An 11,321-nucleotide genomic window follows, 5' to 3' on the forward strand; every position below is an offset into this window, starting at 1 on the left:
GGCCAAGCAGCGCGTCCAGGGGCAGGCCGGCGTTGGCCGACAGTGCACCCACCTCGAAACGGAAGCCGCCGCCATCGACCGACTCGCGGCCGTCCAGGGTCTCGGCGACCAGCACGTCGGGGCCCAGCGGGGTGTGCAACCGCAGCAGGCGTTCTTGCTGGCCCGGCGCAGCGCTCAGGGCGGACAGTAGTGTGGCGACTGGGTCCATAGGTGCTCCTTGCGATCACAGATCCGCCGCCCGCGCCTGGCGGCCAAAGGCCGCGCGAGCGCGGCCTGGAAGGTGGCGCGTGGTGAAACGGCTCAGGCGGCGATGATGCGCTCGAGCTGCAACGCCGGGCTTTCGGTGCACTGCAGCTTGAACTCGCGGCCGGCGGCTGTGATCGCCACTTCGCGCACGTTGCTGACCAGCTGGTTGGCCTTGCCCTGCGTCGGCCCCTGCAGATGGATGCGCCAGCAAGCGCGCGCCATCAACGAGGCCAGCATGCGCGCATCGGCGCGCGCGTCGGCGGCGGCATTGCTCAGCAGTTCGACCACGTGCTCCGGACGCAGGCGGTTCCAGCTGCGAAGGCTGTCGGTCTCGCGGCTTGCCCGTCCCACGGCCAGGCTGTCGCAATGGGCAATGGCTTTGGCGCGGTTGTATCCGTAGAAATCCATGGGGTTCCTCCTTGGTGATGGACTGCGGGGGTCAGGATAACTTGTATTTGAACGCGCCGTTCTTGCCGGCGCCTACCTTGATGGCGTTGATTTTGCCGCCTTCGGCCATCGCCGCGAGCACGCTCTCGGCGATTTCCGGCAACAGCGTCCCATTCAGAATGTGGTCGACGTTGCGCGCACCCGAATCCACCTCCGTACAGCGCGCCAACACCGCCTCCACCAGGCTCTGGTCCCACTGGAAGGCGGCCTTGTGGTTGGCAGACACGCGGTCGCGGATGCGGCCGAGCTTGAGCGCGATGATTTGCGCCAGCACGTCGTCGCTGATCGGGTAGTACGGCACCACCTTCAGCCGGCCGAGGAAGGCCGGCTTGAAGCTGCGCATCAGGATCGGGCGCAATGCCTCGGCCAATGCGTCGGCGGCCGGAATCTCCTCGGCCGGCTTGTTCAGGCAGGCCTGCATGATCTGCGAGGAACCGACATTGGACGTGAGGATGATCAAGGTGTTGCGGAAGTCGATCTCGCGGCCTTCGGCGTCGTCCATCACGCCCTTGTCGAACACTTGGAAGAACATCTCCAGCACGTCCGGATGTGCTTTCTCCACCTCGTCCAGCAGCACCACGCTGTAAGGATTGCGCCGCACCGCCTCGGTCAGCACGCCACCCTCGCCGTAGCCGACGTAGCCAGGCGGGGAACCCTTCAGCCCGGACACGCTGTGCGCTTCCTGGTACTCGCTCATATTGATGGTGATCAGCTTGCGCTCGCCGCCGTACAGGATGTCGGCCAGCGCCAGCGCGGTCTCGGTCTTGCCGACGCCGGACGGACCGACGAACAGGAAAACGCCACGCGGCTTGTTCGGGTCTTCCAGCTTGGCGGTGGCGGTGCGCACGCGCTGGGCGATCGCGGCCAGCGCATGGTCCTGGCCGATGACGCGCTCGACCAGCAGGCTGTCGAGGTTGCGCACGGTCCGGATCTCGTCCTTGACCATGCGCCCCAGCGGCACGCCGGTCCAGGCCGAGACGATCTCGGCGACCACGCCACCGTCGACCTGCAGCGGCACCATCGGGGTCTCGCCCTGCAACTCGCCCAGCTCGGCGAGCAGCGCGTCCAGCTGCGCGTGCTGTGGCGCCGCTGCCGCGGCGGCCTGCTTGGCCGCGCCGCGTGCCGGCTTGGCGGCGACGCTGGCGGCCGCGGGTTCGGCGGCGGCCGGCGCCGCTTCCATCTGCGCGCGCAGGGCGACGATGCGCTCGGCCAGTTCGCGCTCGCGCACCAGCCGCGCCTCGTTGTCGGCCAGCACCTTGCGTGCGCGTTCCTGCGCCTGCAATAGCTCGGCCACGCGCGCGTCGTGGTGCCGGGCGCCGCCGGAGGTCTCGCGGTTCAACGCGGCCAGCTCCGCGGCCAGCCGGTCAAGGTGCTTGCGCGTGTCCTCGATGATCGCCGGCGTGGCGCTCTGCCCGAGCGCGACCTTGGCGCAGGCGGTATCGAGCACGCTGACCGCCTTGTCCGGCAACTGGCGGCCGCTGATGTAGCGGTGCGACAGGCGCACCGCCTCGGTGACCGCCTCGTCCATCACCCGGATGCCGAAGTGCTTCTCCATCAGCGGCACCATGCCGCGCAGCATCGCCGCGGCCAGCGTCTCGCTCGGCTCCTCGACCTTGACCACCTGGAAGCGCCGCGCCAGCGCCGCGTCCTTCTCGAAGTACTTCTTGTATTCGCTCCAGGTGGTGGCCGCGATGGTGCGCAGCTCGCCGCGCGCCAGCGCCGGCTTGAGCAGGTTCGCCGCGTCGTTCTGGCCGGCGGTACCGCCGGCGCCGATCATCGTGTGCGCCTCGTCGATGAACAGGATGATCGGATGCGGGCTCTTCTTGACCTCGTCGATGACGTTCTTCAGCCGGTTCTCGAACTCGCCCTTGACGCTGGCGCCGGCCTGCAGCAAGCCCATGTCCAGCACATGCAGTTCCACCCCCTGCAACACGTCCGGCACGTCCTTCTCGGCGATGCGCCGGGCCAGCCCCTCGACGACCGCGGTCTTGCCGACGCCGGCTTCGCCGGTGAGGATCGGATTGTTCTGGCGCCGCCGCATCAGGATGTCGATCACCTGGCGGATCTCGCCGTCGCGGCCGATCACCGGGTCGATCTGCGCATCGCGGGCGCGCTGGGTGAGGTTGGTGGTGAACTGGTCCAGCGCCGGGGTCTTGCTCAGGCCGCCCTTGCCGTCCGGCGCGCCGGTGAGGCCATCGACCGGGTCGCCGCCGGCGTCGGCCTGGCCGGCATCGGCGAAACGCAGGCTTTGCCCGGCTTCCTGCGAGCCTTCGGTGAGGCGGGCGAAGTCGTGCTTGAGCGCGTCGAGCTTGATCTTCACGAACTGCTTGGAACCGCGGTAGGCCAGCTGCGACAGGTCCGGCTCGGTCAGCAGCGCCAGCAGCAGATGACCACTGCGGATGCGCGTGGTTTCCGAATCCAGCGAGGCGATCAGCCAGGCGTGCTCGAACAGCGTGGGCAGGTGCTGGGAAAATACCGGCGTGCGCGTATTGCCGGCCTTGAAGCGGCCCACCTCCTCGCTGAGATCGCGTTCCAGCGTGTCCGGCGAAATGCCGCAGCGGCGCGCGATCAGCACGAAATCGCTTTGCGGTTGCTCCAGCAGCGCCAGGAACAGATGCTCCAGGTCGACTTCGTAGTTGCCGCGCGCCATGCACAGATTGGCCGCGCGCTCGGCCGCCTGCCGGCAGGTGTCGTCGAGTTTGCTGATCAGGGTCTTGAGATTGATGCTCATGCGAAAACAGGACGCTCCATGCTGGCGGTTTCATGATGTGGCGCCGACGTCACTGCCTGCCGTCGGCGTTGGGCTCGCGCCCGGACTATTGAAGGGTATGCAGGCCGTAGGTGGTGTCGGCGCGCGGCTGGGTCTGCGGGCGCGAGCATAGGTAGCTGTCCCAACCCAGGCGTACGCCCAGTTCTTCGCCGACGCCGGAGCCGCGTACGTCCTCGGCGCGCAGCACCAGCTTGACCTCGTATTCCAGCCCGCCGCCGGTGAGCAGCGTCAGCCATTTCGACAAGGCCTTCGCGGCGCTGCCACCGGGCAGGAACTGGTCGAACGCCTCGCGCTGCAGCGGACCGAAGCGCAGGCGCATGCGCAGGTCGCGCTGCCACACCCGGTCGCCGGCCAGCGCACTGGACCCGAGCGTGGCGTTGGCCTGGCCCAGCCGCGTGGCCTGTTGCGCCGGCACCTTGTACCAGGCGCCGACGAACTGTTCCAGCTCCACCGGCACCTTGAAGTAGTCGGCCAGCACGCGCTGCAGCAGCTTGGCCGAGATCGGCCGCTGGCGGATGGCGCCGGCGTAGTACGCCACCGCCTGGTCGAAGACGTCGCCGCCGCCATCGACCATGCGATCGCGCAGTCCCGGCATGCCCATGCCCAGCAGCGACAGCACCAGCGGCAGGAAGCGTTCGCGCCGGTCCAGCTCATACTGCAGCGCCAACCGGTGCTTCTTCCACGCGGCGTAGTGCAGCGCCACCGCGCGGTTGGAGAACATGTCCAGGAACGCGCGCGGGGTCCGGTCGCGCTGGTACAGCTCGCGTTCGTGCAGGGTCTCGGTGTAGTGCAGCGGCAATGCGCCGGAGGTACCCAGCAACCCCATGAAGTTCGGGGTCAGATGCACTTCGCCCAGGCGCTCGGTCTCGATCGCGAACGCCAGCGCCGCATCGCTTTCCAGGCGCTCGCCGTCCTGCGAATAGGCTTGGCCGACGGGGTCCAGCTCGGTCGCCGGAAACGCCAACGACAGCGAGTTGTGGAAACGCACGCGCGTGGGTAGCGCCTGACCGGCCTTGACCCCCTGGCGCTGGAACACCCGCTCCAAAATCCGCATCGCCTGGAAGAACTGGAAGCGATGCGGCTCGGCGAGCAGTTGCAGCGCTAGGCCAGGATCGATTCGCCGCTTCGCGGTAAGCATCGGACGAGTTCCTCCCCTGTTTCGCTGGAAATGAGCACCAGCCGGGTAAAACTGTTGGCGTGGACGTAGAGACCGAAGAAGTGGTCGAGCACGTGCGCGAACGCGGCCACGCCGGTCCCGACGAAATGGTTTTCGCTGATGGTCAGACGCACTTCCAGGCCGCGCACCACCGATGCGAAATGCTTGCCCGACAGCCAGGTGGTGACCGGATGCTGCTCGATGCCGACGATGCCGTCGATCTGCCGCGACGACACGCTGCTGCCGGAGATGTCGTACAGCCGCAGCATCTCCTTCAACGCCGGCAAGCCGCTGCCGGTCAGCGACAACTGATTCAACGACAGGTGCGAGATCAGCCGCCATTGCGCGCCGCGCCCGTGGCGGAACCGCAGTGGCCGGCTCGGCTTGCGCAACAAGCTGATCGCGCGCGCCGGGGTTCCGCCCTCGATCGACAGGTCGCCGCCGGCGATGCCGTAGGCGAGCTGGCTGGGCAGATCGCGATTGCTGCAGGTGAGCTCGACGCTGACCACATCGGTCTGCGGCAGGGTCGGATTGAATTCCAGGTCCACGAAGCTCAATTCGGTTTCGTAACCGGGGCTCTGCCGCGCCACGTCCTCGTCGCGCCGCGCCACCCAATACTGGCCGGCGCGCTCGGGGTCTTCGCCATGGTGCAGCGAATAGAACGGGCGGAACTCCTGGATCAGTTCGCCCTGCGGCGTCTGCCGGATACGGTGCACCGAGTCGATCGAGTGCACTTCGTAGGCGAAAGCGCGGCGCCCGTCGGCGATCACCGGATAGGTGACGCTGCGATGGGTGACGCGGATCGGCTCGCCATGCTGCGCGAACAGGTTCACCACCGGGGTGCAGCCCAGGCGGATGTTCTTGCGATCCAACTCCTCGAGCACTTGGTTGGCGGCGCGATCGGGCGGCGTCGCCTGCAGGACCAGGTGCAGCGTGAACCAACGGCTGGCGCCAGCGGTCACCGGCTTGAGCTGAAGATCGAAGAAGCCGAACTTGTCCGGGTAGCCGAACAGCTCGGTCAGCAGGCGGTAGGCCGGGTGCGAACGCGCCGGGAAATCGATCAGCGATTCGTCGTCGGCGAAGCCCACCGGCGCCAGCGGGGTTTCCGCCAGCCGGCGCCAGCGTCCGCTGCCGTCGGACTCGACATAGGCCGCCTTGATCCCCAGCGCCAGCGCATCGCGCATCGCCGAGCAGAACGACGGCTCGCCGTCGACGAACAAACGCAGCGCGTCGGTGCCCAGGCCGGCGAACGACGCCTGGTCGGACAACAGCTCGAAGCTGATCGAGATCTGTGCGCCGGTGCCCGGCGGCAGGCTGACCGCCATCGGCGCTTCGGCCACGCCGCGGTAGCTGGCGGCCTTCACCGCCACCGGCGCCAGCACCACGTCGTAGGCGGTGCGGAACCGGCAGTTGATCCCGCGCACCGGGCGCGACTGCAGGTAGCTGCCGCGCGGCACGCGGATCGGCGCGCTGAGCTTGGCAGCCACGCCTTCCATGTCGAAATAGGCGATGGAGCATGACGGAAACGGCCGCAGATAATGCGGATACAGCACTTCCAGCAGCGCGTCGGTGAACTCGGGGTAGTCGTCCTCGATGCGCTTGGAGATGCGCGCGCCCATCAGCGCGAACGCCTCGATCAGGCGCTCGACATGCGGATCCTGGCTGCCGTCGGCCGACAGCTGCAGGCGCCCGGCAATCTTGGGATAGCGCTCGGCGAACTCGCGCCCGTAGCGACGCAGATAGCCCAGTTCGCGTTCGTAGTAGGGAAGCAGGTCTTGCATGGTCAGGACGTCGCCTGGCGCCGCAGGCGGCTGACCGAGTACTGCAGCGTGGACGGTTGCAGCATGGCGTCGAAGCTCACCGGCTCGCGCGCCTGCTCCATGTCCAGCAAGGCATGGATGGTGAAGTGCAGGCCGCCGCCGAACTGGCCGCCGGTTTCCAGCTTCACGTGCACGTTGCGCAGGCGCCGCTCATGGCGCGCGATCGCCTGCTCCAGCGAGCGGCAGATCATCGTGCGGTCGTAGCCATTGGCCAGGCTCATCGCGGAAAAATCGCCGAGGCCGTAGGTCAGCAACGACTGCTTGCAATTGGGAAATTCGGTGAGGCCTTCTTCGCTGAAGGCCGAACGGGTGTTCAATAGGCCTTCCAGGTCGCGAGCGACCGATTCCTTGTACTGGTCGATGGAGATGGCTTTGAACACATGCGATCCACCCGTGGACTTGGGCGTATCGTCGAACAATTTTTCCAACAGACTGGGTTCGAGTCCCTTCATTGACCGCCCCTACGTGAAGTCGTCCTTGAGCCTTGCTGCCGACTAGGCGCAACCGGCCGATGGCGCGGCCCTGCTGTGCGTCGGTCCTGTGTCTGCGCGCGGCGCAGAAATGCGATGGCGCGCGAAGGCGCCATCGCAAAACAAACATCAAACGGTGTAGTTGGGAATGTTCTTGGTAGCACTCCACTGCGCAACCGCTTTGCCGCCGACTCCGCCTTCCGGCTTCTGCTGGTTGTAGGTCCACTTGATCGCGCCGAAGCTCAGCTGGACGACTTCCTGCGGCATGCCGTCCTCGTCCACCGTCGTGGTGACGCGGTGGACCAGCACGTTCATCAACTCAACCAGGTAGTAGTTGATGGCATTGCCGTCCTTGTCGGCGCGCATGAACTCGATGCGGGCCTTGGGGAAGGTGGTGCCGTTGGCGCACGCCTGGTTCAGCGCGGTGGTGGACAGGTCGATCGACTTGACGATCTCGATCGGCGACAGGTTGACACGAGCGGCCGACTGACCGCCGGCGGTGGAGGCGGTGGCCGAGCGCGGCTGCAACAAGTCCTGGGAGAACGACTTGATCTCCACCCAGTCCGTGTGCTTGTCGTCGTGCGATTCACCCTTGATGGTATCGATAGAAAGAAACGCGTGCTGCATATCTGGTCTCCTAAATTCCGGTCTTCCGTGAGATTGATTTGCCAGGCAGGGCCTGGCGGTTATTTGCCTGTCCCGAAGGACATTGCGTCAACTGCAAAACAGTGGGATCTCCGTCCCTCGACGCTACGACAACAAGAAACGCTACGCCTTTTTGGTACCAGCCGGCAGTTCGGCCACCAGACGCAACGAAACAGACAGCTCATCGAGCTGGAAATGCGGCCTGATGAAGGCCACCGCGCGGTAGACACCGGGTTTCCCCGGCACTTCCGAAACTTGGACAGACGCTTCCCGCAAGGGGTATTGCGCCTTCGCTTCCTGACCGGCGTTGTCGTCCAGCAACACGTACTGGGAGATCCAACGGTTCAGGAAATCCTCGACATTGCGCGCCGAGGCGAAACTGCCGATCTTCTCGCGCATCATCGCCTTCAGGTAATGGGCGATACGCGACACGGCGAACATGTACTGCAGCTGCGCCGACAGGATCGCGTTGGCATTGGCCGAATCGGTGTTGTACTTCTTCGGCTTCTGCGCCGACTGCGCGCCGAAGAACGCGGCGTAGTCGGTGTTCTTGCAATGCACCAGCGGGATGAAGCCCAGGTCGCTGAGTTCCTTCTCGCGGCGGTCGGTGATCGCGATCTCGGTCGGGCACTTCAGCGCCACTTCGCCGTCGTCGGTGCGGAAGGTGTGGGTCGGCAGGTCTTCGACCAGGCCACCGCCTTCCACACCGCGGATCGCCGCGCACCAACCATAGTCCTCGAACGCCTTGGTCAGGCGCGTGGCCATCGCATAAGCGGTGTTGCACCACAGATACTTGCTATGGTCGGCGGCGTCGACGTCTTCGACGAAGTTGAAGCCTTCGACCGTCGTGCCGTCTTTCGGGTTGTACGGCAGCCGCCCGAGAAAACGCGGCATGGTCAGGCCGACGTAGCGGCTGTCCTCCGACTCACGGAACGACTTCCACTTGGCGTATTCGACAGTGTCGAACACCTTGGCCAGATCGCGCGGTTTGCCCAGGTCGGTAAAGGTTTCCAGGCCGAACATCGATTCGGACGCGGCAGAGATGAACGGCGCGTGCGCCGCGGCGGCCACATGCGACATCTGCTCGACGAAGTACATGTCCTCCGGCTGGCGACCGATATAGTAGTCGCCGACCAGTGCGCCGAATGGCGCACCGCCGAAGGTGCCGAACTCTTCCTCGTATACCTTCTTGAAAAGCGCGCTTTGGTCGAAGTCGATCGCCGACTTGAAGTCGCGCACCAGATCCCGCTGGGGCGAGTTGAAGACCTTGATCTTCATCGTCACGCCGGTGGACGTCTGCTCGCACATGTAGTGCAGGCCGCGCCAGCTGCTCTCCAGCTTCTGGAACTCCGGCGCATGCATCACCGCACTCAGCTGCTCGGAGATGATCCGATCGATCTCGGCGATGCGCGCGTCCAGGGTCAGGTTGAGGTTGTCCGACACCACGACGGTGCCTTCCAGCACCTCCTTGGCCAGCTCGGAGATGATGTCCTTCGCACGCTGGTGCTCGGTCTCCGATTTGGCGACCTTGCTCTGCTCGACGATCTGGTCGAGTAGCCCTACTTCTGCCAGCGTGGCCGGCGCCGAATTGTCGGTGGCACTGGAAACCTCTGCGGCCATGGCTTACTTCTCCTTTTCCCGACCCAGCTTCTTCAGCTGTTCGGTGTTGTTCAATACGTCCGTGAGCAGGTCTTCGAGCTTCTCGTTTCCGGCCAGCTTGTTGCGCAGGTCGGCCAGCTTGGTGCGCGATTCGAGCAGCTTGCGCAGCGGTTCGACCTGATCGACCACGGCCTCGGGACGGAAGTCGTCGATCGATTTGAACTTGAGTTCGACGCCGAACTCGCCGCCGGCATCGCTGATCTTGTTCGGCACCCGGTACACCGCGCGCGGCGCCATGCCTTCCATCACCTCGTCGAAGTTGTCGAGGTCGACGTTGACGAATTTGCGGTCCTTGACCTTGGCCAGGGGCTGTTCGGGGTTGCCGCTGAAATCCCCAAGCACGCCGACCACGAACGGCAGCTCCTTCTGTTCGATCGCGTCACCCTTTTCCACGTCGTAGGTCAGCTGCACGCGCGGCGGCCGAATCTTCTGCAGACGTTTCTGGATGCTTTCCTTCTTAGCCATGGGTGTCTCCTGACAGTGAGGCTTTGGGGGAGTCCGGATGACCGGTCAGTTGCCGCCCAGGTTCTGGAACGGATCGGCCGACGCCTTGGGCGTTTCCTTGGCCGGCGCGGGGTCCTTCGCAGCCGACGGCGCGGCGCGGCGGGTGTTGCGGACGGACGGCTTGCGCTTCTTCGGCTCGTCAGGCTGCAGGATGTCGTCGCCCATGGTCGCGCGCAGCGTGCTGGCCAGCGTCTCGGCCTCCTTGCGCGCTGTGCCGGAAGCCAGCGCACCGCGGCCCTGCAGGCGCTGCAGCGACTGATTGGCGATACGGAAACCGGCAACGGTCAGCACGCCATCGGCGACCAGATCGTTGGGATCGCGCTGCAGCACTTCCTGCGCCGCGACGATGGCACGCGCGTAGTTGGCGCGGTCGAACTGCAATTGCGCCATACGCACCCACGGCTCCTTGCGGGTAGGGTCGGCGCGGCCGGCGTCTTCGAAGGTTTTCAGAGCCTGCTCGGCGCCGCCGCTAGTGACTTCGGCTTCGGCGCGCGACATCGTGTCGTCGAACGACGACGGGGGCGGCGCCTTCTTCGGCGCGGAAGCGCAACCGACAAGGGCGGAGAGCAGAACGAGTGCGAACATCGGCCGGAATGTGACCAGCCCCTTGACTACCGTCATCATGACTTCCTCTGAAAACCAATCCTGGAGTTAACCTGGAGACCCCGATGTGAAGGCGGGGTGAGCCAGGCCTGTGCGTTATTTCGTTAGTATACAGCCGCGAATGGGACCGGGTATAGTGGGCTTTCGCGACCGCGTCAAGCCGGCCAGAGTCCGCCCCACGCTGCGTCTCTGCACGGGCGGTCGGGCGCACCGCACAGGGGCGAACACTCCGAAGTGGCTGGATGCGGATCGCACTCCGTCCGCCACGTCAGAGCAAGCATGAACATATCCAGCCACCGTTTCAATTTTCTGTTGGCCCTTGTTGCGGCCACGCTGGCGCTGTCCGGCTGCGCCAGCGGCGGCATCGGCAAGGCGATGGACAAGACCCTGCAGGCAGTGGGCATCAAGGAAGCCAAGCCCGAGGCGCCTCCGATGATTCCGCTGCGGCTGTTCGCCGGCAGCAACCTGAATGCGGGCACCGACACGCACGCCACCGCCGCGGTGGTCAAGATCTATCACCTGCGCAGCGCGCAACGCTTCGAGCAGGCCGCGTTCAACGCGTTCCTCGATCAGGCTGGAGAGCAGGCGGCGCTGGGCGCGGACCTGCTGTCGGTCAACGAGATCGTGCTGACGCCAAGCGCCCGCCAGGAACTGAACGAGCAGATGTCCGAAGGCACCACCACCCTGGGCGTGGTGGCCTTGTTCCGCGCGCCGGCCGAGGGCCGCTGGCGCATGGCCTTCGATACGCGGCGCAAGGAATTGCCGACCCAGGGCATCACCATCGGCATTCACGCCTGCGCGCTGACCACCGACAGCCCGGCGTTGGTCACCCGCCTGGCGGGCGATCCCAGCAGCCTGGCGTCGGTGCGTTGCGCCGCTGCGCGCTAGCGCCAGCCTGCGCACGCGTGCTGTAGTATCCCGTCCGGCGGCAAGGAATCTGCGGTATGGGCGCGAAGCCTTGCCTCTCGCGGCCGGCCTTATCGGTGCGGACCGACCTCTTC

At 65.8% G+C, this 11,321-nt stretch carries 11 protein-coding genes; 1 reads left to right on the forward strand and 10 read right to left on the reverse strand.

Translation table 11 applies throughout. The annotated features are described in order from the left end of the window. From XBLMG947_RS20130 to XBLMG947_RS20175, 10 genes are all read right to left on the reverse strand, one after another. Nucleotides 1-208 (reverse strand): hypothetical protein (locus tag XBLMG947_RS20130; RefSeq protein WP_209437491.1); only part of this gene is annotated, 208 nt, incomplete at its 3' end. 92 nt (nucleotides 209-300) lie between these two features. Then, a complete protein-coding gene (locus XBLMG947_RS20135) occupies nucleotides 301-654 on the reverse strand; it encodes a hypothetical protein (protein ID WP_065470314.1) in 354 nt (117 codons plus the stop codon). Nucleotides 655-685: 31 nt separating this feature from the next. Next, a complete protein-coding gene (gene tssH, locus XBLMG947_RS20140; protein WP_065470315.1) occupies nucleotides 686-3,424 on the reverse strand; it encodes a type VI secretion system ATPase TssH in 2,739 nt (912 codons plus the stop codon). Between the two features lie 85 nt (nucleotides 3,425-3,509). After that, nucleotides 3,510-4,601 carry a type VI secretion system baseplate subunit TssG gene (gene tssG / locus XBLMG947_RS20145; protein WP_065470316.1) on the reverse strand — a complete coding sequence of 364 codons (1,092 nt, stop codon included), beginning with the start codon at nucleotides 4,599-4,601 and terminating at the stop codon, nucleotides 3,510-3,512. Continuing rightward, complete coding sequence (gene tssF, locus XBLMG947_RS20150; RefSeq protein ID WP_065470317.1) at nucleotides 4,565-6,400, reverse strand: type VI secretion system baseplate subunit TssF; 1,836 nt, start codon at nucleotides 6,398-6,400, stop codon at nucleotides 4,565-4,567. The genes tssG and tssF overlap by 37 nt, the downstream gene beginning before the upstream one ends. A 2-nt stretch (nucleotides 6,401-6,402) precedes the next feature. Then, the gene (gene tssE / locus XBLMG947_RS20155; RefSeq protein WP_065470318.1) at nucleotides 6,403-6,891 is read right to left on the reverse strand and encodes a type VI secretion system baseplate subunit TssE; all 489 of its coding nucleotides are present in this window, start codon (nucleotides 6,889-6,891) and stop codon (nucleotides 6,403-6,405) included. A gap of 147 nt (nucleotides 6,892-7,038) precedes the next feature. Further along, nucleotides 7,039-7,536, reverse strand: coding sequence for an Hcp family type VI secretion system effector (locus tag XBLMG947_RS20160; protein ID WP_003467612.1), 498 nt, complete (start codon nucleotides 7,534-7,536; stop codon nucleotides 7,039-7,041). 141 nt (nucleotides 7,537-7,677) lie between these two features. After that, nucleotides 7,678-9,174 (reverse strand): type VI secretion system contractile sheath large subunit, encoded by a 1,497-nt coding sequence (tssC, locus tag XBLMG947_RS20165; RefSeq protein WP_065470319.1) that lies wholly within the window; start codon nucleotides 9,172-9,174, stop codon nucleotides 7,678-7,680. A 3-nt stretch (nucleotides 9,175-9,177) separates the two neighbouring features. Continuing rightward, a complete protein-coding gene (tssB, locus tag XBLMG947_RS20170; protein ID WP_003467601.1) occupies nucleotides 9,178-9,678 on the reverse strand; it encodes a type VI secretion system contractile sheath small subunit in 501 nt (166 codons plus the stop codon). Nucleotides 9,679-9,723: 45 nt separating this feature from the next. Then, nucleotides 9,724-10,341 (reverse strand): outer membrane protein assembly factor BamD, encoded by a 618-nt coding sequence (locus XBLMG947_RS20175; RefSeq protein ID WP_181093336.1) that lies wholly within the window; start codon nucleotides 10,339-10,341, stop codon nucleotides 9,724-9,726. A gap of 258 nt (nucleotides 10,342-10,599) precedes the next feature. On the opposite strand from XBLMG947_RS20175, the gene tssJ reads away from it, so the two are divergent. Further along, nucleotides 10,600-11,208, forward strand: coding sequence for a type VI secretion system lipoprotein TssJ (tssJ, locus tag XBLMG947_RS20180; RefSeq protein ID WP_065470320.1), 609 nt, complete (start codon nucleotides 10,600-10,602; stop codon nucleotides 11,206-11,208). The last annotated feature ends 113 nt before the right edge of the window (nucleotides 11,209-11,321 follow it).

Origin of the sequence: Xanthomonas bromi, from assembly GCF_900092025.1 — a bacterium.
GTDB classification, from domain to species: domain Bacteria; phylum Pseudomonadota; class Gammaproteobacteria; order Xanthomonadales; family Xanthomonadaceae; genus Xanthomonas; species Xanthomonas bromi.